General features: G+C 65.3%; 22 protein-coding genes. 3 read left to right on the top strand and 19 right to left on the bottom strand.

Translation table 11 applies throughout. The features are described 5' to 3' along the window. Nucleotides 1–103 precede the first annotated feature (103 nt). From BMY06_RS24835 to BMY06_RS24805, 7 genes are all read right to left on the bottom strand, one after another. Complete coding sequence (locus BMY06_RS24835; protein ID WP_074985881.1) at nucleotides 104–970, bottom strand: proteasome-type protease; 867 nt, start codon at nucleotides 968–970, stop codon at nucleotides 104–106. A 92-nt stretch (nucleotides 971–1062) separates the two neighbouring features. Next, a complete protein-coding gene (locus BMY06_RS24830) occupies nucleotides 1063–1872 on the bottom strand; it encodes a transglutaminase family protein (RefSeq protein ID WP_074985879.1) in 810 nt (269 codons plus the stop codon). A gap of 74 nt (nucleotides 1873–1946) precedes the next feature. Continuing rightward, nucleotides 1947–2900, bottom strand: coding sequence for an alpha-E domain-containing protein (locus BMY06_RS24825; protein WP_065064970.1), 954 nt, complete (start codon nucleotides 2898–2900; stop codon nucleotides 1947–1949). Nucleotides 2901–2991: 91 nt separating this feature from the next. Further along, nucleotides 2992–4398, bottom strand: coding sequence for a circularly permuted type 2 ATP-grasp protein (locus BMY06_RS24820; RefSeq protein WP_065064984.1), 1407 nt, complete (start codon nucleotides 4396–4398; stop codon nucleotides 2992–2994). A 354-nt stretch (nucleotides 4399–4752) separates the two neighbouring features. Beyond that, entirely contained in the window at nucleotides 4753–6228 is a 1476-nt protein-coding gene (locus BMY06_RS24815) for a glycosyltransferase family 2 protein (protein ID WP_110328584.1), read from the bottom strand. 67 nt (nucleotides 6229–6295) lie between these two features. Then, on the bottom strand, nucleotides 6296–6910 hold the full coding sequence (locus tag BMY06_RS24810; RefSeq protein WP_065064968.1) for a cytochrome b: 615 nt from the start codon (nucleotides 6908–6910) through the stop codon (nucleotides 6296–6298). A gap of 328 nt (nucleotides 6911–7238) precedes the next feature. Beyond that, a complete protein-coding gene (locus tag BMY06_RS24805; protein ID WP_065064967.1) occupies nucleotides 7239–8723 on the bottom strand; it encodes a catalase in 1485 nt (494 codons plus the stop codon). Between the two features lie 509 nt (nucleotides 8724–9232). Between BMY06_RS24805 and phaP the strand changes: the two genes are divergently transcribed. After that, nucleotides 9233–9793 carry a TIGR01841 family phasin gene (gene phaP / locus BMY06_RS24800; RefSeq protein ID WP_065064966.1) on the top strand — a complete coding sequence of 187 codons (561 nt, stop codon included), beginning with the start codon at nucleotides 9233–9235 and terminating at the stop codon, nucleotides 9791–9793. 141 nt (nucleotides 9794–9934) lie between these two features. On the opposite strand, the gene BMY06_RS24795 is transcribed toward phaP, so the two are convergent. The 3 genes from BMY06_RS24795 to BMY06_RS24785 form a co-directional block, all read right to left on the bottom strand. Next, on the bottom strand, nucleotides 9935–10624 hold the full coding sequence (locus tag BMY06_RS24795; RefSeq protein WP_065064965.1) for a FadR/GntR family transcriptional regulator: 690 nt from the start codon (nucleotides 10622–10624) through the stop codon (nucleotides 9935–9937). A gap of 120 nt (nucleotides 10625–10744) precedes the next feature. Beyond that, complete coding sequence (locus BMY06_RS24790; protein WP_074985877.1) at nucleotides 10745–11674, bottom strand: aldose epimerase family protein; 930 nt, start codon at nucleotides 11672–11674, stop codon at nucleotides 10745–10747. 88 nt (nucleotides 11675–11762) lie between these two features. Beyond that, nucleotides 11763–12509 (bottom strand): ribonuclease activity regulator RraA, encoded by a 747-nt coding sequence (locus BMY06_RS24785; protein WP_074985875.1) that lies wholly within the window; start codon nucleotides 12507–12509, stop codon nucleotides 11763–11765. A 504-nt stretch (nucleotides 12510–13013) separates the two neighbouring features. Between BMY06_RS24785 and BMY06_RS24780 the strand changes: the two genes are divergently transcribed. Next, nucleotides 13014–14321, top strand: a complete 1308-nt coding sequence (locus BMY06_RS24780; RefSeq protein WP_373681683.1) for an MFS transporter — start codon at nucleotides 13014–13016, stop codon at nucleotides 14319–14321. A 68-nt stretch (nucleotides 14322–14389) separates the two neighbouring features. Beyond that, the gene (locus BMY06_RS24775) at nucleotides 14390–15214 is read left to right on the top strand and encodes an NAD-dependent epimerase/dehydratase family protein (RefSeq protein ID WP_065064960.1); all 825 of its coding nucleotides are present in this window, start codon (nucleotides 14390–14392) and stop codon (nucleotides 15212–15214) included. A 90-nt stretch (nucleotides 15215–15304) separates the two neighbouring features. Here BMY06_RS24775 and BMY06_RS24770 read toward each other — a convergent pair whose 3' ends face one another. The 9 genes from BMY06_RS24770 to BMY06_RS24730 all read right to left on the bottom strand — a co-directional run bounded on the left by BMY06_RS24770 (nucleotide 15305) and on the right by BMY06_RS24730 (nucleotide 26503). Then, a complete protein-coding gene (locus BMY06_RS24770) occupies nucleotides 15305–16099 on the bottom strand; it encodes a sulfite exporter TauE/SafE family protein (RefSeq protein ID WP_074985874.1) in 795 nt (264 codons plus the stop codon). A gap of 203 nt (nucleotides 16100–16302) precedes the next feature. Then, on the bottom strand, nucleotides 16303–17502 hold the full coding sequence (locus BMY06_RS24765; protein ID WP_074985872.1) for a porin: 1200 nt from the start codon (nucleotides 17500–17502) through the stop codon (nucleotides 16303–16305). Nucleotides 17503–17647: 145 nt separating this feature from the next. Beyond that, nucleotides 17648–19408, bottom strand: coding sequence for an L-arabinonate dehydratase (gene araD, locus BMY06_RS24760; protein WP_074986024.1), 1761 nt, complete (start codon nucleotides 19406–19408; stop codon nucleotides 17648–17650). A 64-nt stretch (nucleotides 19409–19472) separates the two neighbouring features. Further along, nucleotides 19473–20399 (bottom strand): ABC transporter permease, encoded by a 927-nt coding sequence (locus BMY06_RS24755; RefSeq protein WP_110328578.1) that lies wholly within the window; start codon nucleotides 20397–20399, stop codon nucleotides 19473–19475. Further along, on the bottom strand, nucleotides 20399–21280 hold the full coding sequence (locus BMY06_RS24750; RefSeq protein WP_065064957.1) for an ABC transporter permease: 882 nt from the start codon (nucleotides 21278–21280) through the stop codon (nucleotides 20399–20401). Before BMY06_RS24750 ends, BMY06_RS24755 begins: the two co-directional genes overlap by 1 nt. After that, entirely contained in the window at nucleotides 21277–22356 is a 1080-nt protein-coding gene (locus BMY06_RS24745) for an ABC transporter ATP-binding protein (RefSeq protein ID WP_065064956.1), read from the bottom strand. The genes BMY06_RS24750 and BMY06_RS24745 overlap by 4 nt, the downstream gene beginning before the upstream one ends. A gap of 67 nt (nucleotides 22357–22423) precedes the next feature. Continuing rightward, entirely contained in the window at nucleotides 22424–23524 is a 1101-nt protein-coding gene (locus BMY06_RS24740; RefSeq protein WP_234775070.1) for an extracellular solute-binding protein, read from the bottom strand. Nucleotides 23525–23901: 377 nt separating this feature from the next. Beyond that, nucleotides 23902–25482, bottom strand: a complete 1581-nt coding sequence (locus BMY06_RS24735) for an aldehyde dehydrogenase (NADP(+)) (protein WP_074985869.1) — start codon at nucleotides 25480–25482, stop codon at nucleotides 23902–23904. A 73-nt stretch (nucleotides 25483–25555) separates the two neighbouring features. Continuing rightward, on the bottom strand, nucleotides 25556–26503 hold the full coding sequence (locus BMY06_RS24730) for a dihydrodipicolinate synthase family protein (RefSeq protein ID WP_065064953.1): 948 nt from the start codon (nucleotides 26501–26503) through the stop codon (nucleotides 25556–25558). Between the last annotated feature and the right edge of the window lie 141 nt (nucleotides 26504–26644).

Genomic DNA, 26644 nt, shown 5'->3' with positions numbered 1-26644 from the left:
CACGCATGACGGTTCGGCGGCCTTACATGCCCCGACATGCCCCGACGTGCCCCGATGCGCCTGACGTGCCCGAGGCTGCCCGAGGCTGCCGAAGGATCAGGCGTCAGGTGTTACGCGGCGGCAGCCCGGGCTGCGGCCCTTGCGCGAGCGTCTGCGCAAGACGCGGCTCGGTGCCGCCGCCGTCGTGCGCGGGCCGCGCGACGATCGGCAAATCGACGCGCTCGTGACGCGGCGCGCTGCCGCTATCGGTCCAGAGCGGATCGGGAATCTCGCTGAACACCTGACGCAGCCGCTCGCCCCACGTCGAATGCAGCATGTCGAAATAGGCGTTCGATTCATCGAGCGATGCATAGCGAGTCACGCGCAACGCATCGCGCTCGTAGACGAGCAAATCGAGCGGCAAACCCACCGAGAGATTCGAGCGCAAGGTGGAATCCATCGAAATGAGCGCGCATTTCGCAGCCTCGTCGAGCGGCGTGCGCGGCGTCAGCACGCGATCGATGATCGGCTTGCCGTACTTCGATTCGCCGATCTGGAAATACGGATTGACGCTCGACGTCTCGATGAAATTGCCCGCCGCGTAGATCTGGAACAGCCGCATCGGCTGACCGCGCAACTGCCCGCCGAGGATGAAGCTGCAATTGAAATCGACGTTGAAGGCCTTGAGCGCCTCGGCGTCGCGCCGATGCACCTCGCGCACCGCCTCGCCGACGAGCCGCGCTGCCTCGACCATGCCCGGCACGTTCCAGAGCGTGGGCCGCGCCGGGTCCTGATGCTCGGTGAGCACCTGCAGCGTCGCCTGCGTGATCGCCAGATTGCCGGCCACGAGCAGCACCAGCACGCGTTCGCCCGGCTCCTCGAACACGGCCATCTTGCGCGACGTGCTGATGTGATCGACGCCCGCGTTGGTACGCGTATCCGCGAGAAAAACGAGGCCGTCGTCGACGGCCATGGCTACACAGTAGGTCATGCTGTTCCCTCGACGCGTCGCTCTACGCACCGGATGTTGCCGATGCGAAACACGCGTCGTCTCCTTGAGTTTCCTTTCCGATATCGAGAAAACTATTGCTGCGCACTCAGTGCACTCTGCGCGCTGACGCGCACGTTCACGTCCATCGTCTCGTTCAGTCCGCCGATGCGGCGTCCGCGCACCGGCGCCGCCGCTTCGTAGTCGCGGCCCACGGCAATGCGGCAGTACTTCTCGCTCGCGAAACACGCATGCGTGACGTCCACCGTGACCCAGCCGCCGTCGAGCCAGACGTCGACCCACGCGTGGCTCGCCATCTCCGGCACGTCGCCGGGATCGACATAGCCGCTCACGTAGCGCGCCGGCACGCCGCGCGCGCGGCACAGCGCCAACATCACGTGCGCGTGGTCCTGACACACGCCGCGCCCGATCGCGAGCGCATCCGCGGCCGTATGCGTGACGTCTGTCACGCCCGCTTCGTAGCACACGCGCTCGGTCACGCGCGCCGCCGCCTCGAGCAGCGCGGCCGCGCTATCGAGCGGCGCGAGACTGTGCGCGAACGCGGCGAGCGCGTCGTCGGCTTCGGTCAGGCGCGTGGGCGACGTGAAATGCTCGGCGGGAATCGGGCCCTCGCCTTCGGGCAACCGACCGTCGGCGAGCGGCACCGTCTCCACTTCGCCGCGCACGCGTAGCCGGATCTCGTTGTGCGGCTTCGAGAGCACCAGCGTCATCAGCGTGTTGCCGTAGGCGTCACGGCTCGCGTCGAGCTTGCCCGGAGCATCGACATGCCATTGCGTGACGATCTGGCTCGACGTGGTGAGCGGCGCGAGGCGCAACTGCTGGATCGAATAATGCACGGGCGCATCGTAGCGATAAACGGTGTCGTGGCGAATCGCGAGTTGCATGGCGAAAGTCCTTCAACAAAACGGCAACAAGAACCACATCAAGGCGAAAAAGATATCGATCCGCGCGCGCCCGTCTAACCCACCGGCAGCATCAGATAGGTACGCGCCACCTGGTTGCCGAGTTCGTAGACGCGCGCGAGGAACTGCGTGAGAAACGTATGCACGCCCACCGAAAAAATCTGCCGCAGATCCGCATAGAGCAGTTCGGCGCGCAGCTTGCCCGCCGTGCGCTCGACCTCTTTCGACGTGTCCGTGCGCAGCATCGCGAGATTCGCGCACACGCCGTCCATCGACGCGAGCAGCGAACGCGGCATCTGCTGATTGAGGATCAACAGTTCGACCACGCGCGCCGGCGTGACCACGTCGCGATAGACCTTGCGATAGATTTCGAGCGCCGACACCGAACTCAGAATCGACGTCCAGTAATAGAAGTCTTCGAGCTGACGCGCGGCGGAACGCGAATCGGCGTTATCGACTTCCACGAAACGCACGTCGAGAATGCGCGCGGTGTTGTCGGCGCGTTCGAGAAAGGTGCCGAGCTGCGTGAAGAACAGTGCGTCGTCCTGCAACGCTGTCCCCACACGCACGCCGCGCGACAAATGCGAGCGGAATTTCACCCATTCGAACAGCGTTTCCGGATGCGTGCTCAATTCGTCGGTTCGCAGCAGCTCGTGAAACTGCAGCCAGGTGTCGTTGACTGTTTCCCACCACTCCGTCGTGAGCGTGCCGCGCACGGCGCGCGCGTTTTCACGCGCGGCCTGCAGACACGAATAGATACTCGACGGATTGGTCGGGTCCGCGACCAGAAATTCGAGCACGTTCGCGCGCGTGACCTTCTCGTGACGCGCGTCGAAGGCCGCGTCGAGCTCGGAAATGCGCAGCATCGCGCGATGCGTGCGCGCCTCGTCGTCGGCATTGCCCGGCAGCAGCAGCGCCTTGAGATTGATGTCCAGCATGCGCGCGGTGTTCTCGGCCCGCTCCATATAACGGGCCATCCAGAACAGATGATCGGCGGTACGGCTCAGCATGGTCGTTCCTCTTCGGTTCCAGTTGCAGCGATTCTGTCGAGCGGGTTGATTCGAGCTTTATTCGCGGGTTATTCGCGGTTCATTCGCGGATTTATTCCAGCACCCACGTATCCTTCGTGCCGCCGCCTTGCGACGAATTCACGACCAGCGAGCCTTCCTTGAGCGCCACGCGCGTGAGGCCGCCCGCCGCCATCTGCACGGTCTTGCCGGACAGCACGAACGGACGCAGGTCGATGTGGCGCGGCGCGATGCCCGCTTCCACGAAAGTCGGGCACGCCGACAGCGACAGCGTGGGCTGCGCGATGTAATTGCCGGGCCGCGCGATCAGCCGCGCGCGAAACGCCTCGATTTCCGCGCGCGTCGAAGCGGGGCCGACGAGCATGCCGTAACCGCCCGCGCCGTGCACTTCCTTCACCACCAGTTCGGGCAGCCGGTCGAGCGTGTAGGCGAGATCTTCGGGGCGGCGGCATTGCCACGTCGGCACATTGTTGAGAATCGGCTTTTCGCCGAGATAGAACTCGATCATGTCCGGCACATACGGATAGATCGACTTGTCGTCGGCCACGCCGGTGCCCATCGCGTTCGCGAGCACCACGCGGCCCGCGCGATATGCCGTGAGCAGCCCCGCCACGCCGAGCGCCGAATCGGCGCGAAATGCGAGCGGATCGAGAAAGTCGTCGTCCACGCGGCGATAGATCACGTCGACGCGGCGCGGGCCTTGCGTCGTGCGCATGAACACGTAGTTGTCTTCGACGAACAGATCGCTGCCTTCGACCAGTTCGACGCCCATCTGCTGCGCGAGAAACGTGTGCTCGAAATACGCCGAGTTGTACATGCCCGGCGTGAGCAGCACGACGGTGGGATCGTCCACGCCCGCGGGCGCGCAGGCGCGCAGCGTTTCGAGCAGCAGATCGGGATAATGCGCGACCGGCGCCACCTTGTGCTGCACGAAGAGTTCCGGGAAAAGCCGCATCATCATCTTGCGGTTTTCGAGCATGTACGAGACGCCAGACGGCACGCGCAGATTGTCTTCGAGCACGTAGAACGCGCCGTCGCGGCCGTCGCGCACGATGTCGATGCCCGCGATATGCGCGTAGACGCCGAGCGGCAGATCGATGCCCTGCATCTCGGGCCGATACTGCGCGTTGGTGTAGACCTGCTCGGCCGGAATGCGCCCGGCGCGCACGATGTCGCGATCGTGATAGACGTCGTGCAGAAACAGATTGAGCGCCTGCACGCGCTGACGCAAACCGCGTTCGAGCAGCGCCCATTCGTCGGCGGGAATGATGCGGGGAATCAGGTCGAACGGAATCAGACGTTCGGTTCCGGACAGGTCGCCGTTGACCGCGAACGTGATCCCCACACGCCTGAACAGCAGGTCCGCCTCGGCGCGTTTGCGCGCCATCGTTTCGCCAGTCTGCCGCTCCAGCCAGTGCTGGAACCGCTCGTAGTGCGGGCGCACGGCGCCCTCATCGCGCATTTCGTCATGGACTTGCATCGGCTCGTTCTCGCGCGTGGATGCAGCGGCGCGTCTCGCACGCATGATCGTCGTGGCGTCATGCGTGGCGCGCTGCGTACTCTGGAAAAGCAAGGGACATGCCATCCGCGCGCCCCGTTTCGCGCGCCTTCATGGTGCAAATCGGCGCGCGTAAACGAAAGCCGCCGCGCAATGCGCGAGCGGCTGGCGACGCCAACCGTCCGCGCGCCTCATCGTGGTGCAGAGGCGGTGCGGACCGGGCAGGCGACATTAGATCAGAGGAAAGCGCAGCGTCATCAAGACGAAAAACGTCTTGATGACGCCGGAGCCGGCCATCGGAAGATCGAGGCCGGAAACCCGCTCAGTACTCAGCGCTCAGCGAGAAGAGGCCGCGCTTTCGCGCTGCCCGTGGGCGCTGAGCCCGGTACGCTGCTGCACGCCCCATTTACGCCGCCCAAGCAGGAAATGGAACCAGCCGAGTGTGGCACCCGTGTGACGCATGAGCTGAAACGAGAACGGCTCGAAAATCGCCGCCAGCAACGCCATGCCGAAGCTGGAATGCGTGCGGTCGCCGCTCCAGCGCCGGTACAGGTGCACCGAGAACAGATGGAACGCGAGATCGATCGCAATCTTGCCGACGATCACCGCGAGCACGGGCAGCACGATCGTGAAGCGCCCGTCGAAAAGAAAACCGAGCAGCAACGCGAACGCCGTGAGCCCGTAGATGGGCTGCACCGTGTCGAACGCCTTGACCGGCAGCATCATGAGACCGAGCTTGCCGTAACGGCGATTGCCGGTCATGTCGCGATACCAGTACTGCGTTTGCAGAAAGCCCGCGAACCAGCGGCGACGCTGGCGCAGGAAGCTCGCGAGCGTACCGGGCGCGTCGGTGGTGGCGCGCGCCGTGCCGATCACGCGCACGTCCCAGCCCAGACCTTCGCGCGCCGAATGGCGGCGCAGGCGATGGATCAGTTCGTAGTCCTCGACGAGACAATGCGGATCGAAGCCGCCCACCGTCATCACCGCCTCGCGCCGGAACGCCGCGAAAGCGCCCGAAACGAGCAGCAGGCTGTCGGCACGCATCCACGCAAAGCGCGAAATGAAATTGCGGATGTACTCGTAGGTCTGGAACCACTGGAAGAAGCGCCCGCTCGCCGAGTTGCCGCAGACCGGCGTGAGCAGCCCCGCCGCCGCGACCAGTTGCGGCTCGCGGCCGAATGCCGTGGCCATGGCGGCGCAGGCGTCGGGTTCGAGCAGCGTATCGGCGTCGACGGTCATCACGGTCTCGGTGTCCATCGCGCTGAGCGCCGCGTTGAGCGCGCGCGCCTTGCCGCCGTGCGCGAGCTTCAGCCAGCGCAGCGTCGGATAGCGCGCGGACGGCGCGCTCAGGCGCCCTTCGCCCGGATCGGCGAGCCCGTAGCGTTGCGCGAGCAGCGCGGCCGTGCCGTCGCTCGAACCGTCGTCGGCGATCACGATCTGCTGCGGCGCGCGCGTCTGCGCGAACAGCGCGTCGAGCGTGATCGGCAACACGGCGGCCTCGTTGTGCGCGGCGACAATCACGCCGAGCGTGGGCAGCGCGTGCGGCGGCGCCGCCGATTCGTCGCTGGCCGGCGCGGGACGCAACAGCACGCGCGCCTGCCACGCCACGAACAGCAGCAGCACGGTGTCGTAAATCACATAGGCGATGCCGGTCGACCACGCCACCACGCCCTGCAGGAAGAACGCGCGCGCGAACAGCACGCACCAGAGCACCATGACGCTCAAGTGAATCACGACGCTGATCAGCGGTGTGGGCGGCGGCGTCAGGCGCGGCGAAGTGCGCGCAAGCGCCTGGTCGAGCGAGTCGTTCAAGGCATTCCTTTTGTGTTCGTTGCGTCGAGGCATGTCATCAGCGCGATCCGTCGTTGCGTGGCGGCCTTCACGGCATCATCCGGCGCAGCACCGAATGACGATCGATCCATTGATGCTTGAGCGCGCCCGCGATATGCAGCGCGAGCACGCCGTAAAGCGCATAGCTGCACGCCGTATGCAAGGCGCCGAACTGCTCGTGCAACTGGTTCTTGGTCGCCGGATCGAGATTCATGATGAAGCCGATGCGCGGCCACTCGAACAGGCCGAACAGATACATGGGATGCGAGGCGGCGGCCACCCACGCGGAATCGTGCAGCCAGCCCGAGAGCGGCATCGCGAAGATCAGCACGTACAGCGCGATGTGCGCGGCATGGGCCGCGACTTTTTCCCAGGTGGGAAATTCGGCGGGCAGCGGCGGCGGACGATGCGTGAGGCGCCACAGCACGCGCAGGATCGCGAGACCGAGCACCGTGATGCCGATGGACTTGTGCGTGTCGATCACGAAGCGGATCGCGTTGTCGGAGAGCGTGCCGTCGGGCAGCAGCGCGGCGCTCAGGCCGAGCGCGACGTTGCCGAGGATCAGCAACGCGATCGACCAGTGCAGCAGCACCGCGACGCGCGTGTATTTGGACGAAGCGCCTGCACTGTCGAGACGGGAATCGGCGGAGAGAGAAGTTTTCACGTGAACGTGCCGTAACGGGTCAGTTGGGTTAACGCGCCGCGCGTCGAAATTATTCCCGCCACGCGCGGCAGGCGGCCGGGTTCTCAGGCGTTCAAACGAGCGTTCATAGCGAGCACTCATACGATTGCGCGCGATGCCGCCGCCCGGCAATGCGCCCATTATGGCCCGTCGTCCCTGACACTGCAGAAGCCGCCCGATGGCGCGCGTGTCAGTTTGGCGTCCGGCAGCCGTCATGCAACGGTAATGAAAATGAAAAAACCGGAGCGGCCCGCAGGGACCGATCCGGTTCGGGATAAAGCAGATGAAGCGTGTTCGAAGACGCGCGGGCTTACTTCGCGGGCTCGGCCACCTTCTGCGCGGCGCCGGCCTTTTCCTCGATGCGACGGCCCACGTCGGCGTCGATATTCTTCCAGTACGTGAAGACGTTCTCGCGCACCGGGCTGCCCACGCCGTTCAGGCTCGCCACCACCTGCTCGACCAGCAGTTCGCGCTGCTTGTCGTTGAACACCTTGCGCACGAGATCGCCGGGCTGGCCGAAGTCGTCGTCTTCCGCGTGCAGCGTGTAGGCGCTGCGCACCATGTCGCCGTCGGTTTCCCAGCCGTCTTCGGCGGGACCGGTTTCGTCCGCCCACGGACGGCCGAAGCTGTTCGGCACGTAGACCGGCGCGTTGCCGGTGTGCTCGTAAGCCATGTGACCGTCGAACTGATAGGTCTGCACCGGCACCTTCGGACGGTTCACCGGCAACTGGTTGAAGTTCGTGCCGATGCGCGCGCGATGCGCATCGTTATAGGCGAACGCGCGGCCCAGCAGCATCTTGTCCGGCGACAGGCCGATGCCCGGCACGGTGTTGCCCGGCGAGAACGCGGCCTGCTCGATCTGCGCGAAGAAGTTCTCCGGATTGCGGTTCAGCGTCATCGTGCCGACCTTGATCAGCGGATAGTCCTTGTGCGACCAGGTCTTGGTCAGATCGAACGGATTGAAGCGATAGTGCTTCGCCTCCGCGTACGGCATGACCTGCACGAACAGCGTCCACGACGGGAATTCACCGCGCTTGATGGCCTCGAACAGATCGCGGCGATGGAAGTCGGCGTCGCGGCCCGCCGTCGCCTCGGCTTCGGCATTCGTGAAATTGGCCATGCCTTGCTGGGTGTGGAAGTGATACTTGACCCAGAACTTCTCGCCCTTCGCGTTCACCCACATATACGTGTGCGAACCGTAGCCATTCATGTTGCGCCACGTCTTGGGCAAGCCGCGCTCGCCCATCAGATACGTGACCTGATGCGCCGATTCCGGATTGTTGGTCCAGAAGTCCCACTGCATTTCGCTGTCGCGCAGACCCGAATCGGGCAGACGCTTCTGGCTGCGGATGAAGTGCGGGAACTTCATCGGATCGCGCACGAAAAACACCGGCGTGTTGTTGCCGACCAGATCGTAATTGCCTTCGGTCGTGTAGAACTTCAGCGAGAAACCGCGCACGTCGCGCCAGGTGTCGGGGCTGCCCATTTCGCCCGCGACGGTCGAAAAGCGCGCGAGCATTTCGGTGGCCGCGCCCTTCTGGAACAGCGCCGCCTTCGTATATTGCGAAACGTCCTCGGTGGTCTTGAACTCGCCGAACGCACCGGAGCCTTTCGCATGCGGTTGACGCTCGGGCACCTTCTCGCGATTGAAGTGCGCCATCTGCTCGAGGAAATGCACGTCGTGCAGCAGGATCGGACCGTCCGGTCCCACCGTCAGCGAGTTACGGTCGCTGACGGCCGGTGCGCCCGCGCTCGTCGTGGATTTGCCAAGAGGCTTGCCGCTCGATTCAGCCATGTCACATCTCCTGTGAAATCGCCAGGCCGCGCTGCGCGGATTGCATCCGCGCTCCTCGTCAATGGGAGCGTCGCGGCTGGATTGGGGGACGGGTCTGCGCGCGGGCTGCCGCGCGAGAGAGGGAACATTGTGCACGCATGCGCAAAGCGCTGCGCTTAACGCGTGCCGCACCTTGACGCCGGTTCGCCATTGCTGCGGCGGCCACGTGTTTCCGATCGGAATATCGTGCCGACGACGCGGTTTTCGTATCGGAATCATGCGCTGCGCATCGGCAATTTTCGCCTTCCACCACGCTTGCACCCTGTCAAAAATTCCCAAAGCGAATCAAGCGTTTACTGAAATGTTGCGACGCACAATAAAGTGCTTGACACAGGCTTCTTTTGAGATATTATGAACCTCGATTGCTGCATCGCATCAATGCGCGAACCGGTGATCGATTCGATTGAAAGACCTCTTTTATTCGCAAACGGAACCGACGCGTAGCGGTCCCCACCATCAGGAACGACGACATGTCTCTGCCCACTCCCGAACAATTCGCCGCCACCCAGAAAGCGGGTCTCGAAGCGCTTTTCGGTCTCACGACCAAGGCGTTCGAAGGCGCGGTCAAGCTCGCTGAACTGAACATCGAAACGGCCCGCGCGGCAATCGCCGAAGGCCAGGAACACGCGCAGCGCTCGCTGTCGTCGAAGGACCCGCAAGGCTTCTTCGCGCTGCAGGCAGGCTTCGCCCAGCCGGCCGCCGAAAAGGCGCTGGCTTATGGCCGCAACGTGTACGCCATCGTCTCGGCCGCGCAGTCGGAATTCACCCAGGCCGCGCAAAGCCAGATCGAGCAGCAGCAACACGCCGTGCAGACCTTCGTCGACAACGCTGCGAAGAACGCCCCGGCCGGTTCGGAAACCGCCGTCGCCGCCTTCAAGTCGGCCATCACGGCTGCGCAAGGCGCTTACGACTCGGTGAACAAGGCCGCGAAGCAAGCCGCTGAAATGGCGGAAACGAATTTCGACGCCGTGACCAAGGCCGCCTCGAAGGCCGCCGCTCAGGCCACGCGCGCCGCCAAGCAGGCAGCGTAAGCGTCTGGCGATTCAGGCGCCCTCGCCGGCCGTCAGGCCGGATATCGGCGAGGGCGACAGGGGTAAAAAAAGCGGGTTTCGTGCAAACGAAACCCGCTTTTTCTTTGCCGCGCGAGATAGATTCGCGCGCGGGGCGCGGGCTCAGGAGCCGAACATCCGGCTGACGGCCTGTTCGAGGTGATCGCGCATGGCCTGCGCGGCGCGCTCGGCGTTGCGCGCCTGAATGGCTTCGAGCACTTCGAGGTGCTCCTGCTGCACGATGCGCTGACGCTCGATCGACTTCACGAGCGACAGATTGCGCGACAGGTTCATGCTGAACACCATCTGCTCCTGGATGCCCGAGAGCGCGGTGATGAAAAACTGGTTCTTCGACGCGCGGGCCACGGCCATGTGGAAGGCGAAGTCGTCCTTCGCGCCGATGCCCGAGGTCTCGATGATCGTTTGCAGGTTGTCCCACTCGTGGCGGATCGCGGCGATGTCGGCGTCGTCGGCCTTCTGCGCGGCAAGCGAGGCCGCACCCGACTCCACCACCACGCGATATTCGTAGCAGCGACGGATGTCCGACAACGTTTCGAGCGGCGCGAAGCGGCGCACGTCCGGATCGGGACGGCGCATGACCGTGGTGCCCGAACCGTGACGCGTGGCGATGATGCCGTCCGCGCGCAGCTGCGCGAGCGCTTCGCGCACGGTCGGACGCGAGGTCGCGAAGCGCTCCGCGAGCATGTGCTCGGTCGGCAGGCGCTCCCCTTCCTTGTACTCGCCTTCGATGATCCGGTTCAGGATGTCGCTGTAAATCCGCGCCGGCATATTCGGCGCTTTCTGCTCAGCCATGGTCAGTGCTACGCGTAGGTTGTCAGGTATGTCGTGGATTGTAAGTCATTGACGCGGCGCTTCGGCGAATCTTCGGCTTTCTACGCCCCGTATGGCGCGCGCTGCGGCGATTTCTCGCGCTCACGCCAAATCGCTGACAACTATCCGCAAGGTCGCGGTTTCGCGCTGTCCCGGTGCGAGCCAGCGCAGCCCGAGGCCGCTGTGGATCGCGTCGGGCAAGCCGAGCCAGGGCTCGATGCAGTAGAAATCCGAATCGGCCGCCAGCGTCCATGAAGTCACGGCGTACCACGGCGTCGAGCCCGGACGGCGCAGGTCGATGTCGATCGCGCGCTTCAATGTCGGCATCTCGATGCGCACCGTGCGCCCGGGCTCACCGTCGAGGCAATGAAAGCGGTCGACGATTTGCGGATCGTCGAAGCGATAGCGCGTCGCGCCAGGCGTGGGCGCGGTCGTCGTGCCATCGGCGAGCTGATGGCGGTAGACGTTGCGCGGCAGCGTCAAACTGGCCGCGCCGCGCTGCGCGTGCGGCAGCGCGAAGTAGAAATGATGGCCCGCGTAATAGGGCAACGGCGAAGGCAACGGCACAGCGCCTTTACGCGCCGTGTTCGTGGTCGTCAGCTCGACTTCGAGCGTGTTTTCGTCGATAAGCCGATACGCGGCCTCGAAGCGAAAGCTGAACGGATAGCCCGCGCGCGTCGCGTCGCTGTCGGTAAGCGTCATGCGCACGGCGTCGCCGGCGGCATCGACTTGCGCCTCGAACGGCAGATCGCGCGCGAAGCCGTGCAAAGGCACCTCGCGCACCACGCCCTGCGCGTCGCGCCAGCGCCCGATCACGCCATCCACGCGATGCCGCGCGATGAACGGAAACAGCAGCGGATTGCCGCCGCGCACCAGCGCGGGCTGGCTCCAGTCGGCGCTATCGGGCCAATGGATGATCGACTCGCCATGTCGATGCCACGACAACAGCCGTCCGCCCGCTCGCGGCGCGACGCGCAGCAGCGAACCGCCGCGCCCGATTTCAATGACGTCCTGATCCTGAAACTTCGGCATGGCGTGTTTCGCTGATAGTCGCGCTTGTGCGCTTGTGCGCTTGTGCGGGCGGGGTTTCGTATCGGAAAACGAGAAAACTTCCGGCGCGTTACGACGCCGCTTCGGCGCGCGCCTGCTTCCATTGGGCGAAGGCGGCCAGTGTCGCCTCGTTCGGCGGATAGGTGCCGGGCAGCGCCGCGCCCGCCTCGATGCGCTCGGTGATGAAGCATTCGAGTTCTTCCTGCTCGAAGGCCGCCTGCGCGACTTCCTCGGCGAGATGGCGCGGAATCACGACCACGCCGTCGGCGTCGCCGACGATGATGTCGCCCGGATAGACGGCCACGCCGCCGCAGCCGATCGGCACGTTCAGATCGACCGTGTGGTGCTTGCACAGATTCAGCGGCGCCGACGCGCCCGCGCAGAACACCGGAATGCCGAGCGCGGCGATGGTCGCGCTGTCGCGCACCGGACCGTCCGAGACCATGCCCGCCACGCCGCGCACCTTCATGCGCGTGGCGAGGATCGAGCCCATCGACGCCGCGTCGGTCACGCCGCGGCAATCCTGCACGAGCACGGCGCCCGCGGGCACGGTTTCCACGCCCTTGCGCTGCGGATGCTCGGGATTCTGGAACGCGCTCAACTGATCGAGATCCTCGCGCGCCGGGATGTTGCGCATCGTGAAGGCCGGACCGACGAGATTCGGCGCGCCCGCCGCCGGCGCGGCAAGCGGATGCACGCCTTGCAGGAACACGTTGCGCAGGCCGCGCTTGAAAAGCTGGGTGGTGAGCGTCGCGTTGGAGACGTGGCGCAGTTGTTCGAGCGCGCGTTCGCTGACGGGGATGGCGGGTGAATTCATCGTGTCTCGTCCGATTTTGTGATGTGTGATGCGCGAGGACCGTAGATCCGGCGCAATGTCCGCATTGTTGTAATACAACACGAAAATTGTCAACCAGCCCGTCGCGGCGCGCTTTCCCCGCAGTCATCCGACAACCCGCCGAATCCGCCCCACGCCGATTTGCGCGAAATATCCGACATGCATGCGCGATCGTCGATCGAGTGACATTGCGTTCCGGCCCCGCCGCGAGTCGCCCCGGCATTAGGGAAATCCCCATTCACTGAGGATTTGCTTTACAACTTTGCCGCAAATAGAATGATGTCTTACATGACCGGGCAGATCGAACCGATCGGCACCGCGTCACGGCCCAACAGCGATTCGAACAACACGGCTGAAAAAACGCGGCGTCCAGGCACACTGGCCAGCCGCAAGACACACCTGGCACACGCATACCACTTCCATCCGGGCGCATCGTCCGGCGCGGCCTCCCCCGCGCCCGCTCCCGACAACAGCAGGAGACGAGCAGTGCAACGCAAGACTATCAAGGGGCTTCGGTGGTGGATCATCGGCCTCATCATGATCGGCACGATCTTCAACTATCTCGCGCGCAGTTCGCTTTCCGTGGCGGCGCCCACGCTCACGCAGACGATGCACATGACCACGCAGCAGTATTCGTACGTGGTCACGGCGTTCCAGGCCTGCTATGCACTCGCTCAGCCGATCGCCGGCTTCGTGCTCGACTCGGTCGGCGTCAAGATCGGCTTCGCCATCTTCGCGTTCGGCTGGGCCATCTCCAACATGCTGCACGGCCTCGCCACCAGCTGGCCCTCGCTCGCGTTCTTCCGCGGCCTGCTCGGCATGAGCGAAGCCGCGATCTTCCCGGCGGGCATGAAGGCGATCAGCCAGTGGTTCCCGGCGAAAGAGCGTTCGGTCGCCACCGGCTGGCTCAACACCGGCACGTCGATCGGCGCGATGATCGCTCCGCCGCTCGTGGTCTGGTGCATTCTCAAGTACAACTGGCAATTCGCGTTCGTCCTGACCGGCGGCGTGGCGCTGATCTGGGTCGGCCTGTGGCTCGTGTTCTTCAAGACACCCGCCGAGCACCCGAAGCTCTCGCAGGAAGAAGCCGACTACATCCGCGCCGGTCAAACGCCCGCGCAGAAGGCATCGGGCAAGCAACGCGCCTCGTTCAAGGAAGTGCTCAAGACGCGCCGCTTCTGGGGCATCGGCATTCCGCGCATGCTCGCCGAGCCGGCATGGCAGACCTTCGGCGCGTGGATTCCGCTGTACATGGTCACCGTGCGCCACATGAACCTGAAGGAAATCGCGCTGTTCGCGTGGATGCCGTTCCTCGCCGCCGACCTCGGCTGCCTGATCGGCGGCTACCTCGCGCCGCTGTTCATCCGCTGGTTCGGCTGCTCGCTGATCACCTCGCGCAAGCTCGTCATCACGACCGGCGCGGTGCTGATGATCGGACCGGCCTGCGTGGGTCTCGTCGCGAGCCCGTATGCCGCGATCGCCCTCTTCTGCGTCGGCACCTTCGCGCACCAGACGATTTCGGGCGCCCTGTTCACGCTCGCCTCGGACGTCTTCGGCCAGCATGAAGTGGCCACGGCGACGGGTCTCTCGGGCATGTTCGGCTATCTCGGCGCGACGGTGTTCTCGCTCATCGTCGGCGCACTGGCCAGCACGATCGGCTATAACCCCTTGTTCGTCTGCCTGATGTTGTTCGACCTGATCGGCGCCTGCGTGGCCTGGCGTCTGATCTCGAACCAGCAGCGCGACGACGCGGTCAGCGCCGCGCTCCAGCCTGCGCACAACGTGAAGGCCTGATCGGCTCATCATCGGCCGGCGTCCGCGAGGGCGCCGGCTTTTGGCGTTTTTATGTGAGGTAATCCACTGTGAAGAAAGTTGCATTGTCCGGCGCCGCCGGCCAGCTCGGCACCGTATTGCGCAAGGGCCTGCTCGAGCGCGGCGTGAACCTGCGATCCGCCGCCGGCACGAAGCCGCTCGAACCGCTCGTCGCGGGCGAAGACGTCATGCACGGCGACCTGCGCGATCCCGCAGTGGTCGACCGCCTGCTCGACGGCGTCGACGTGCTGATCCACATGGCCGGCACGAGCGTCGAGCGTCCGCTGCCCGAGATCATCGAGAACAATCTGCGCGGGCTCGTGGAAGTCTACGAAGGCGCGCGCCGCCACGGCGTCAAACGCCTTCTGTTCGCGAGCTCGAATCACGCGATCGGCATGTATTCCGTCGACGACAAACTCGACCTCGATTGCGCGTTTCGTCCGGACGGTTTCTACGGTCTCTCGAAGGCGTGGGGCGAATCGCTCGCGCGTCTCTACTGGGACAAGCACGGCATCGAGACCGTGAACGTGCGCATCGGCAGTTGCCTGCCGAAGCCGACCGAGTTCCGCCATCTGAGCACGTGGTTCGGCCACGAAGATCTGTTCCATCTCGTCGATCGCGTGATCAACGTGGAATCGATCGGCTTCGCCGTGGTGTGGGGCGTGTCGAACAACACGCGCAGCTACTGGGTGCAGGAAGGCGAACACGACGACGCGAAGCGCCTCGGTTACACGCCGACGCAGAATTCGGAAGACTACGCCGCGGAAATTCTCGCGCAGCAGAATCCGCTCGACGCGACCGCGCAGCGTTATCAGGGCGGCAGTTTCGCGAGCTTCGATTTCACGCCGGTCGAGCAGCGCGGCAAGCGCGGCTGATCCCCACAAGCCGTTCGCCGGGAAACAAAAAAGCGCCTGCACAGGCGCTTTTTTTCATGGCGGGGCACGCGCATCACGCGCGTCAAGCACTCACAGAACGCCCGACTTCACGATCATCTGCACCGCCGCCGCCGCCACGCAGACCAGCACCACGACGCGAAACGCCAGCGGATGCAGCTTGTCGCGCAGCGGCCGGATCAGCAGCATGCCGACGATCGCGGGCAGGCTCGCCAGCGCCGAGATCGCGAGATCCGCACTGTTGGCGTGCGCGCCGCCGCTGAACGTCGTGATGAGCGTGAGCACCGAAACCACGAGGATGATCGCGATCTGCTTGGTGAACGCGCGGCCCGTCGCGCCCGTGGCGATCAGGTACATCGCGAGCAGCGGCCCGGGCACCGAGGCGATGCTTTCCATCAGCGCCGCGCCAAAGCCGAGCGCGAAGCCCACGGGCCGCACGAGCCCGGGCGAGAGCGTGAGTTTGGGCGACGCGAGCAGCAAACCGGCCGCCAGCGCCAGCGCGACGCCCGACGCCGCCTGCGCGTGATGCGGTTCGAGCCGGAGCAGCACCGAGACGCCCACCACGTTGCCGATCACCGTGCCGATCAGCGGCGCGGCGATGTGCTTGATCGTCTTCCACAGCTCGCCGCCTTCGAGCGCCTGCGGAATATTGCCGAGAATGATCGGCATCGACAGCAGCAGCACGGCCTGTTTGACGGGCAGAAATTGCGTGAGGATCGGCATGGCGACAAGCGGCACGCCGATGCCGCTCACGCCCTTCACCATGCCGCCGAGCACCAGCGCGACGGCGAGTCCGGCGAGTTGCCACGTATCGAGCGCCTGCATGTGAGGCAGCAGGACGCCTCCGGAAAGAAAGGATTCGAGCATCGTCGACGTTGGGTGCGTGAATGAGCGGCGACGCGGATGCTTTCGCGATGCCGGGGGCTGCATGATAGCGCAGGCGCTCGAACGTCACAGGCGCCGCCCCGCTTTCCGCGCATTCACGCTCGGCGTCACACTCAACTGCACACGCAAAAAAAAACGGCGGTGCCGCCAGGCACCGCCGCAAGAGACTCCCTCGGAGCGTGAAATCAGAAACGATGGATGATGCCGATCGCGCCCGCGAACTGGCTGCGCGACGAAGCCGGCGCGCTGTTCTGACCGTCGCCGATATCGGCCGTCGCGTTGATGATGTCGCCCGCGCCGTTCGTGCCGAGCGTCTGGCCGCCCGCGCGCTGATACGCCTCGACGAAGTACAGGCCCGTGCGCTTCGACAGGCTGTAGTACTGCGAGAGGTTGAACTGCTGGTACGACGCCGCGCTGGTGATGCCGTTCGCTTTGGTCGCGCGCGTGTAGCTGTAGCCCGCCGCCAGATCGAGCACCGTGAACGGCTTGTAGTGCAGCACCACGCCGCCCGTGTTCCAGATCTGCGTGTCGAAGAACTTCGAACCCGCGCCCGCGATGTACTGCACATTCGAATAGGATGCCGATATATCCCATTGCGAATTGAAGGCATAGCCGCCCGTCACGGCGAGACGCTGCTGCGCCTGCGCGGTCTGGAAGCCGTTGGTGATGCCCGAGACGCCCGGCTCGCCGCCGCTATACGCAGTCGAGCTGGAGCTCCACGTGCCGCCGCCGCTCGTCGCGTTGTTCAGACGCTCGAAGCCCACGGCAATGCCGACCGGACCGTGAATATAGTTCGCCGCGACGCTCCACGACGAGCCGGCGTTCGTGCTGCCCGCCACGCCGCCGAAGGCGTACATGCCGCTGAACGTGAAGCCCGAGAAGTTCGGCGACGTGTAGACCAGCGCATTGTTGATGCGGTAGATCGTATCCATCGAGTCGAGGTCGCCCGGGTGTGCGCCGTACGCGCCCGTGAGCCAGTTGGTCGGACTGTAGGCCGAGAGCAGCGTGTAGTACGGCGCGTACTGGCGACCTGCGGTCAGCGTACCGTATTGCTGGTTCGCGAGACCGACGAAGGCCGCGCGGCTGAACATCAGGCCCGAGGTCGATTCAGCGCCGGTGGCCGAGTTGTAGCCTTCTTCGAGCTGGAAGATCGCGCGCGTGCCGCCGCCCAGATCTTCGCTACCCTTGAAGCCGAAACGCGAACCCGCCCAGATGCCTTGCGCCATCTTGACGAGCGAATGGCCGCCCGAAGTCTTGCCGAGCGACGTGGCGCTGCTTTGATAACCGATGCCGGTATCGACGATACCGTAGAGCGTGACGCTGCTCTGGGCGTGCGCGCCCAGTGCGGCAAGTCCAAGCGTGGACGCGAGAATGGTCTTCTTCATCTGTACTCCTGATCTAATCGTTGTGATGTATTGATTTTTTAACTACGCGTGAATCGTCTTGCCTGTGCTCCTCCAGCATCGCGGCGCGCGAGGCGGCCAAGCCCCGCCGCGCGCGCCGCGATAAACCGCGCCGAATCCGTGCCGCTTAGTGAATCTCGGGTTCGCCGCCGTTCTTGACGCCGCCGCCGCACGAACCGCCGGCGCCGTCCCGCTGCATGAAGTCGAATTCGCAGCCGTTGTTGGCCTGCATGACGTGCATCTGATACATCGCGCCATAGCCGCGCGTGAAGCGCGGTTCCGGCGCGACCCACTCAGCCTTGCGACGTGCCATTTCCTCGTCGGAAATCAGCACGTTCAGGCGGCGTTCCGGCACGTTCATTTCGATCAGGTCGCCGTCCTTGACCAGCGCGAGCGGACCGCCGATGAACGATTCCGGCGCGACATGCAGCACGCACGCGCCATAGCTCGTGCCGCTCATGCGCGCGTCGGAGATGCGCAGCATGTCGCGCACGCCCTTCTGCAGAATCTTTTGCGGAATCGGCAACTGGCCCCACTCGGGCATACCCGGCGCGCCGACCGGACCGGCGTGCTGAAGCACGATCACGCTGTTCTCGTCGCAATCGAGGTCTTCGCTGTCGATGCGCGCGGCCATGTCGTTGTAGTCCTTGAACACGACGGCTTTGCCCGTATGCACGTGCAGACGCTTTTCAGCCGCGCCCGGCTTGATCACCGCGCCATCCGGCGCGAGATTGCCGCGCAGCACGGCGAGGCCCGTGTCCGGCATCAGCGGCGTCGCGCGGCGATAGATCACTTCGTCGCTATAGATCTCGGCGTCGGCGATGTTCTCGCCGAGCGTCTTGCCGTTCACGGTCATCTGCGTGCCGTCGATCAGGTCGCCGAGCTCCTTGAGCATCGCGCGCAGACCGCCCGCGTAATAGAAGTCTTCCATCAGGTACTTGCCGGTCGGGCGCACGTTCGCGAGCACCGGCGTGCGGCGCGCGATGTCGTCGTAGTGGCCGAGCGTCAGGTCGACGCCCGCGCGGCGCGCGACGGCGATCATGTGCACGATCGCATTGGTCGAACCCGACAGCGCCAGACACGTGGTCACCGCGTTGTCGACCGACTTGCGCGTAATGATGTCCGAGGGCTTCAGGTCTTCCCACACCATCTCGACGATACGCATGCCCGTCTTCGCCGACATCTGCGCGTGACGCGAATCCGGCGCCGGAATCGAGGCGAAGCCCGGCAGCGTGAAGCCGAGCGCTTCCGCCGCGCTCGTCATCGTCGAGGCCGTGCCCATCGTCATGCAGTGGCCCGGCGAGCGCGCGATGCCGCCCTCCACGCCCTGCCAGTCCGCTTCGGTGATCTTGCCCGCGCGCAGGTCGGCCCAGTACTTCCAGGTGTCCGAACCCGAACCGAGCGTCACGCCGTTCCAGTTGCCGTTGAGCATCGGGCCCGCGGGCAGGAAGATCGTCGGCAGATCCATCGAGATCGCGCCGAGCAGCAGCGCGGGCGTGGTCTTGTCGCAGCCACCCATCAGCACCACGCCGTCGGCGGGATACGAGCGTAGCGTTTCCTCGGTTTCCATCGCGAGGAAGTTGCGATAGAGCATCGTGGTGGGCTTCTGGAACGGCTCGGAGAGCGTCTGCACCGGCAGCTCGATCGGGAAACCGCCGGCCTGCCAGATGCCGCGCTTGACCTCTTCCACGCGCTGCTTGAAGTGCGTATGGCAAGGGTTGATTTCGCTCCACGTATTGAGGATGGCGATCACCGGTTTGCCCGCATACTCCTCGCGGCTGTAGCCCATCTGCGCCGAGCGCGAACGATGGCCGAACGACCGCAGGTCGTTCACGCCATACCAGCGGTGGCTGCGCAGTTCTTCGGGGGTCTTTCGCTTGTTGCTCATCTTGCCTTGCTCCAGTGTTTCCGCGGATGTGTCAATAAAGCCGCCGGCGCGGGCCGACATCGCGCTAACGCGATTCCTTCACGCGCGACACGAGTTGTGTCGGGCTGACGAACTGCAGCGCGACCAGCACCCAGGCGAGCGTGATGGCCATGTAGATCATCGCCATGGCGTCGATGGACTGCGGCGCGCGCACGCCCGTCGAGAACACTGCGTAATACAGCGCGACGACGAGCGTTTGCGTGTCGGGTCCGGCGGTAAAAAAAGTCAGTTCGAACATGCCGATCGTGCGCACCAGCACGAGCAGCCCCGCCGCCAGCATCCCCGGCACGAGGAGCGGCAGCAATACATAACGGAAATAACGCAGCGTGTTCGCGCCGAAAATGCGCGCCGCCGATTCCAGATTCGGATCGATCTGCTCGATGAACGGCGTCATCACGAGAATCACGAAAGGCAGCGCGGGCACGAGGTTCGCGAGGATCACGCCGGGCAGCGTGCCCGCGAGACCGAATTGATACATCGCGGTGGCCATCGGAATGCCGTAGGTCACGGGCGGCACCATCAGCGGCAGCAGGAACACGAGCATGGCGATGCGCTTGCCCGGAAACTGCGCGCGCGCGAGCGCATACGCGGCCGGCACGCCGAGCGCGATCGACAGCACGACCACCGCGCCCACCACTTCGAACGTGACCCACAGCACGCTGCCCAGCTGGAAGTCGCGCCACGCCTGCGCATACCAGTGCAGCGTGAAGCCTTGCGGCAGCGGCGTGCCGAACCAGCGCGTGGCGATGGAGTTCACGCCCACCGTCGCGATCAGCAGCAGCACGTTGAGCAGGAAGAACACCACGCCGCCCCACACGAGCACTTTCCAGACGATCTCGGGCACGTTCGCGCCGGGCTTCGTCTGCGGCGCGTTGGCGGCGGGCGCGGGACGTTCGTCGCGCATCGGCGCGCCCGCGGGCAGACCGGCGGCGTTACGTTGATGTGCGCTCATCAGCCTTTCCCTCCGCTCACCGGACCCGAGTAGAAGAAGCGTTTCGCGCTGAGCATCGCCGCAACCACCACGAGCTGCACGAAGCCCATCACGATGGCGATGGTCGAGGCGAGCGAGTAATCGTAGCTCTCGAACGCCGCTTCCGACGCCGCGATGGAAATCACCCGCGTGGGACCGGCGGGCGCGCCGAGCAGCACGGCCGACGGAAACACCGAGTACGCCTGCACGAACGACAGGCACGCGGCCATCGTGAGACCGGGCGCGAGCAGCGGCAGATAGATCTGCCGGAACTGCTGCCACGGACCCGCGCCGAGCGTGGCCGCCGCGCGCGCGAGCGTCGGGTCGATGCCCGTGACGTACGAGAGCGTGAGCAGGAACGCGAACGGAAAGCCCGAGACGATCAGCGAGATCAGCACGCCCCAGTAGTTGTGCGTGAGGCGGATCTCTTCGTTCGTGTACAGATGCAGCGCGTGCAGCGCCTGCGGGAACCAGCCGTTCGGCCCGAAGTAGCTCAGCATGCCGTCGGCGATCAGCACGGTGCCGAGCGTGACGGGAATCACCAGCAGCGTCGTCACGAGCTTCTGATACGGCGACTTGCGGCGCAGCGCGAACGCCACCGGCAGCGACAGCCCGACGTTGATGACGGTCGCGGGCACCGCGAGCTTGAGCGTGACGAACACCGTCGGCCACAGCGACAGATCGTGAATGAACTGCAGATAGTTCGCGAACACGCCGCCGCCGTTCATCGGCTTGAACGACAGCACGAGACCGTAGGCGAACGGATAGAGAAACAGCGCGATGATGAAACCGAGCGCGGGCGCGACGAGCCAGCCGCGCGCGTCGCGCGGCGCTTTGGTGAGCGACGGGGCCAGCGCGCTCATGATGCACGCTCCGCATAAGCGAGCACGCGCGACGGCGCGACGCGCAGCGTGGCGCGCTCGCCCGCTTCGAATTCGCCTTCCACGCGCGCCCACAGCTTGCCGAACGGCGCGTTCGCGAGCAGCAGCGAATCGCGGCCGCCGTATTCGACCATTTCGACTTCGACATCGAACGCGTTTGCATCGCCCGCGCTGGCGCGCTCGAAATCTTCGGGGCGCATTGCCACCGAAATCTCGCCGCCCTTCAGTTCGTCCATCGGCACGCCCGTCAGCGTGATGCCCGACGACGACAGCGCGATATGCTCGCCACGCTCGCCGCTCACGGCGAACGGCAGCACATTGCGATAGCCCATGAAACGCGCGACGTGCAGATTCGCGGGACGGCTATAGATCTGCTTCGGCGTGGCGACCTGCTGCACGACGCCCTCTTTCATCACGACGATGCGGTCGGCCATCGAGAGCGCCTCGTCCTGATCGTGCGTGACGTAAATCGTGGCGCGTTCGAGCTGGCCGTGAATGCGGCGGATTTCGGCGCGCATTTCGATACGCAGACGCGTGTCGAGATTCGACAGCGGCTCGTCCATCAGCACGAGCGGCGGCTCGATCACGATCGCGCGCGCGATCGCGACGCGCTGCTGCTGGCCGCCCGAGAGCTGACCCGGCAGCTTGCTTTCGTGTCCGACGAGCTGCACGAGTTGCAGCGCTTCGCGCGCGCGTCGTTTGACCTCGTCGCGCGCGATGCCCTGCATCTTGAGGCCGAAGCCCACGTTGTCGAGCACCGACATATGCGGGAACAGCGCGTAATTCTGGAACACCATGCCGAAGCCGCGCTTCTCAGGCGGCAGCACGTCGATGCGTTGTTCGTCGAGCCAGATGCTGCCGCTCGTGAGCGGCTGCAGGCCCGCAATGCAGTTGAGCGCCGTCGATTTGCCGCAGCCCGACGGCCCGAGCAGCGCGATGAATTCGCCGCGGCGAATCTCCAGATCGAGACCGCGCAGCGCCGCCAGTTGCGCGCCCTCCGCGCTCGTGAAGCTGCGGCACACCGCGTCCAGACGCAGACGATCGAAAGAATGCTTCATGACACCTTCCTGACCACGAGATCCCTTTCTCCGGCGCCAGACTGCGAGCAGCCCGGCGCCGCGCCCTTTACTGCGACTTCTGCGAGCCGACTTCGCGGTCCCATTTCTGGAACGCCGCGACCATCGCCTGCGCCGAGAGCGGCTGGACGTGCGGATACTGCGTCAGCCACTTCGCGTATTCGGGACGGCCGTATTTCGCGATCACGTCCTGGCTCGGCTTCGGCGCCATCGAGAGCGTCACGCCGTTCACCGCCGGGCCCGGATAGAAGTAGCCGTCGTCGTAGGTCATGGCCTGCTGCTGCGGCTCCAGCATGAAGTTCATCAGCTTGAGCAGGACCGCGAGCTTCTCCTTCGACACGCCCTTCGGCACCACCATGTAGTGGGCGTCGTTCACCCACGTCATGTTGTCGAACGCCTGCACCTTGAATTCAGCCGGCACGATGCCGAGCGCGCGCGGGTTGATATCCCAGCCCGTGACGGTCACGGTCATGTCGCGCGTGCCTTCGCCGAGTTCCTTCATCACCGCCGAGGTGCCGCCCGGGTAATACGGCACGCACGAATTCAGCTCCTTGAGGAAGGCCCAGGTCTTGTCCCAGCCATTGATCGGGTCTTGCGGATTCTTGTCGCCGAGCAGGTACGGCAGCCCCATCAGGAACGTGCGGCCCGGACCCGAATTGGCCGGACGCGCGTAAATAAGCTTGCCTGGATTGGCCTTGCAGTACGCGAGCAGTTCGGCCGGCGTGTGCGGCGGCTTCGCGACCTTGGCCGGGTTGTATTCGACGAGCGGACCGGCCGGCATGTACGACACTTCGAGGCCGTAACCCTGCGCGAGATCCTGCATCTTGCGCGGACCCGGCGCGTACTTGTCGAGCACGCCCGGCAGCGCCGCCGTCTGATCGGGCAGCAGCTTCATCCACAGATTCTGTTCGATGCCCGCCGCCAGCGCGTCCGTGCCCGTGAGCACGAGATCGATATCGGCGCGGCCGGCCGCCTGCATCGCCTTGATCTTGCCAGGCAACTGCGGCGCGGGAGCATTGGTGTACGTGATGTTGGAGACGAGATTCGGGTACTTCGCCTTGAACGCCTCGAAGGCTTTCTGCGTGAGCTGCAGGTTGCCGGCCACGTCGACTATGTTCAGGGAAACGGGATCCGCCTTCGCCGCGCTCATGCCGAGCGCCGCCGCGGCCGCCACACATACGGCCAGCACGCTGGCCTTCAAGCGTCCATCGAACATCGCATCTCCTCACATCTGATTATGGGTTTTGAATACACGGCTGTTGTCGTTCTGATGCCTGTATTTCCGGCTGGACGCCTGTTTGGCGCCAGCCTGTTGCCAACTTATTGCCAACTTATTGCCAGCTTGCTGCCACCTTCGCGCCAACTTTCGCCGCGGTCAAAGGATGCCGAACCACACATCAAGTTGTCAAGCAACGTCAGGGCTTTTGTGAGCATGCTGTGAGTCGATCGTCGGGCCGCCCCGTGAGAAGGCGCTTGCAGCAGGCTCGGGAGCCGCGGCAAGCGCCTTCGCCCGACGTCGTGCGGTACTTACTTGCGCACCAGTTCGCCGTCGCGCAGACGCCACAGCGCCAGCGGATTCTCGTCCTGGAGCGCGGCCGGCAGCAGTTCCGCCGGCAGATCCTGATAGCAAACCGGACGCAGGAAGCGCTCGATCGCCATCGCGCCCACCGAGGTCGTGCGCGCGTCCGAGGTGGCCGGGAACGGGCCGCCGTGGACCATCGCGTACGACACCTCGACGCCCGTCGGGAAGCCGTTCGCCAGGATGCGGCCCGCCTTGCGTTCGAGCACCGGCAGCAGACGCGCGGCCATCGCGTAGTCGTCGCGGTCGATTTGCAGCGTGGCCGTGAGCTGGCCTTCGAGATACTCGGTCACGCGCAGCAGTTCCGCTTCGTCGCGGCACGCTACGACGATCGAGGTCGGCCCGAAAATCTCGTCCGACAACGCGTGCTGCGCGAGGAACTGCTCGGCGCTCGCCTTGAACAGCAGCGGCAGCGCGGCGCACTGCGCATCGCTGGCCGTGCCTTCGGCGAGTTGCTCGACGCCCTGCGTCTTGCGCTGCGCCACGGCTTCGTCATACGCCGACGCGATGCCCGCCGTCAGCATGGTCTGCGCGGGCTTGTGCGTGAGCGCCGCGCTCGCGGCCGTCACGAAACGGTCGAGTTCCGGCGAATCGATCGCGAGCACGAGGCCCGGATTCGTGCAGAACTGGCCGACGCCCATCGTGAGCGAATCGACGAAACCCTGCGCGAGCGCCTCGCCGCGTGCCGCCAGCGCGGCCGGCAGCACGAGCATCGGATTGATGCTGCTCATTTCCGCGTAGACGGGGATCGGTTCCGCGCGCTGCGCCGCGATCTGCGCGAGCGCGAGACCGCCGCGGCGCGAACCCGTGAAGCCCACCGCCTTGATGGCCGGATGCGCGACCAGCGCTTCGCCCGTTTCGTTGCCGCCGCCGAAGATCAGCGAGAACACGCCTTCGGGCAGGCCGACGTCGGCGACCGCCTGCTGGATCGCGCGACCGACGAGTTCCGAGGTGCCCGGATGCGCGAGGTGCGCCTTCACGACCACCGGGCAGCCGGCGGCCAGCGCCGACGCCGTGTCGCCGCCCGCCACCGAAAACGCCAGCGGGAAGTTGCTCGCGCCGAACACGGCCACCGGGCCGAGACCGATGCGTTGCGCGCGCAGGTCCGAGCGCGGCAGCGGCTTGCGCTCCGGCAGCGCCGAATCGAGCACCGCGCCGCACCAGCGGCCGTCGCGCACCAGCGAGGCGAACAGGCGCAACTGGCCGACCGTGCGGCCGCGCTCGCCTTCCAGGCGCGCCTTGGGCAGCGCCGATTCCAGATGCGCGCGTTCGATCAGTTCGTCGCCGATGGCGAGAATGCGCTCGGCGATCGCTTCCAGCAGTTTGGCGCGCGTTTCGTGCGGCGCGGCGCGGAAGGCGTCGAACGCCTGCGCCGCGAGTTCGCAGGCGCGTGCGACGTCGGCCTTGTTGCCGAGACCGAAGGCCGGCTCGATGTCCTGGCCGAGCGCGGGCGCGAAGGCACGCATTTCGCCGGCCTGACCGCGCACCGACTGCGCGCCGATCAGCATGGCTCCCGTGATAGACGACATGGTCGCTCCGTTCAGTTCATTCAGTGACACAGGCGCCTGCACGAGCCTCCGCGCAAGCGCCTGCACGCGCCGCTCAGGCGTGCGCCGCCTGCGCCGAACCGGCCAGCGTGCGCTCGAACGCGAGCAGCGTCTTCGCCGCTTCGCCGATGGCGGGCAGCGCTTCGGCCGGCGACTGCGAAAGCAGCGGCAGGATCGGGCCCATGTCGGCGATGCCCGACAGCGTGACGGCGTCGTGCAGCACGCGGATCAGCGAGATGTCGTCGCGCAGCGTTTCGAGCGGCATGAACGCGTCGTAAAGGCGTTGCGCTTCGTCGGCGCGGCCTTCCTTGGCGGCCTTGAGCAGCGCCATCACGGCGTTCGCGGCGATACAGCCCGAGCCCGTGGTCCAGGCGGCAAGGCCGAAATCGCGCACGTGCACGAGGGCCGGACGCTCGCCCATGCCCGAGACGACCTTCGAAGCCGGCACGCTTTGCAGCAGGCGGCGCAGATACGGATCGTTGGCCGGATCCTGACGCACGATGGCGTACTTCACGGCGATGAGCGTGCCGCGGTCGATCAGGCGCACGAGCGTGTCCACATCGACATAATCCTCGCTCTTGATATAGAGCGTCAGCGGAATGCCCGCGGCGTCGGCGACGCGCGTGAGGCCCGCTTCGACGCCGGCCGGCGTGGTGAAGCCCGACAGCGGCAGCACCATGGCGGTCTTGTACTGCGTCTGCGCGAGGATGCGCGCCTGATCGAGCATCTTGCCGTAGTCCGGGCCGATGGCCGGGATCACGCGCGTCTCGGGCGCGGTCTGTTCGGCGAGCATGTCAAGCAACTCGCGGAATTCGCTCACGGCGACGTGGTACAGGTTGGCATTGCCGCCGTACAGCAGCGTGCGGATGCCGCCCGCTTCCATATGGCGGATGAGCTTGCCGTTTGCTTCAACGTCGAGGGAAAAATCGGCGCGGCGTGCCAGAGGGGGCACCGCCATCACGGTCGAAGCGAATTCGCTTTCGACGATCGGGGACACGTTCATGAGGCCTCGTGCAGAAATGGTGGGTTGTCGATATCCGCACAGTAGCACTCGCCCCGACTAGTTGTCAAACAACTTGATGGACTTGTTAGGGTTTGTTCGGAGACGCTCGGCCACACCAGCGTGGGCGCGGCTGGGCGGGGA

This window comes from Paraburkholderia tropica (assembly GCF_900109265.1).
Classification (GTDB): domain Bacteria; phylum Pseudomonadota; class Gammaproteobacteria; order Burkholderiales; family Burkholderiaceae; genus Paraburkholderia; species Paraburkholderia tropica.
Note: the sequence above shows the minus strand (reverse complement) of the source record. Positions and strands in the feature narration are given on the sequence as shown.

Bases quoted from the DNA above. Each gene is read 5' to 3' on its own strand.
- BMY06_RS24770 (WP_074985874.1), bottom strand. From the start codon at position 16,099: ATGCTCGAATCCTTTCTTTCCGGAGGCGTCCTGCTGCCTCACATGCAG.
- BMY06_RS24745 (WP_065064956.1), bottom strand. From the start codon at position 22,356: ATGAAGCATTCTTTCGATCGTCTGCGTCTGGACGCGGTGTGCCGCAGC.
- phaP (WP_065064966.1), top strand. From the start codon at position 9,233: ATGTCTCTGCCCACTCCCGAACAATTCGCCGCCACCCAGAAAGCGGGT.
- BMY06_RS24735 (WP_074985869.1), bottom strand. From the start codon at position 25,482: ATGTCGTCTATCACGGGAGCCATGCTGATCGGCGCGCAGTCGGTGCGC.
- BMY06_RS24820 (WP_065064984.1), bottom strand. From the start codon at position 4,398: ATGCAAGTCCATGACGAAATGCGCGATGAGGGCGCCGTGCGCCCGCAC.
- BMY06_RS24830 (WP_074985879.1), bottom strand. From the start codon at position 1,872: ATGCAACTCGCGATTCGCCACGACACCGTTTATCGCTACGATGCGCCC.
- BMY06_RS24755 (WP_110328578.1), bottom strand. From the start codon at position 20,399: ATGAGCGCACATCAACGTAACGCCGCCGGTCTGCCCGCGGGCGCGCCG.
- araD (WP_074986024.1), bottom strand. From the start codon at position 19,408: ATGAGCAACAAGCGAAAGACCCCCGAAGAACTGCGCAGCCACCGCTGG.
- BMY06_RS24730 (WP_065064953.1), bottom strand. From the start codon at position 26,503: ATGAACGTGTCCCCGATCGTCGAAAGCGAATTCGCTTCGACCGTGATG.
- BMY06_RS24795 (WP_065064965.1), bottom strand. From the start codon at position 10,624: ATGGCTGAGCAGAAAGCGCCGAATATGCCGGCGCGGATTTACAGCGAC.
- BMY06_RS24835 (WP_074985881.1), bottom strand. From the start codon at position 970: ATGACCTACTGTGTAGCCATGGCCGTCGACGACGGCCTCGTTTTTCTC.
- BMY06_RS24740 (WP_234775070.1), bottom strand. From the start codon at position 23,524: ATGAGCGCGGCGAAGGCGGATCCCGTTTCCCTGAACATAGTCGACGTG.
- BMY06_RS24750 (WP_065064957.1), bottom strand. From the start codon at position 21,280: ATGAGCGCGCTGGCCCCGTCGCTCACCAAAGCGCCGCGCGACGCGCGC.
- BMY06_RS24825 (WP_065064970.1), bottom strand. From the start codon at position 2,900: ATGCTGAGCCGTACCGCCGATCATCTGTTCTGGATGGCCCGTTATATG.
- BMY06_RS24785 (WP_074985875.1), bottom strand. From the start codon at position 12,509: ATGAATTCACCCGCCATCCCCGTCAGCGAACGCGCGCTCGAACAACTG.
- BMY06_RS24790 (WP_074985877.1), bottom strand. From the start codon at position 11,674: ATGCCGAAGTTTCAGGATCAGGACGTCATTGAAATCGGGCGCGGCGGT.
- BMY06_RS24805 (WP_065064967.1), bottom strand. From the start codon at position 8,723: ATGGCTGAATCGAGCGGCAAGCCTCTTGGCAAATCCACGACGAGCGCG.
- BMY06_RS24765 (WP_074985872.1), bottom strand. From the start codon at position 17,502: ATGAAGAAGACCATTCTCGCGTCCACGCTTGGACTTGCCGCACTGGGC.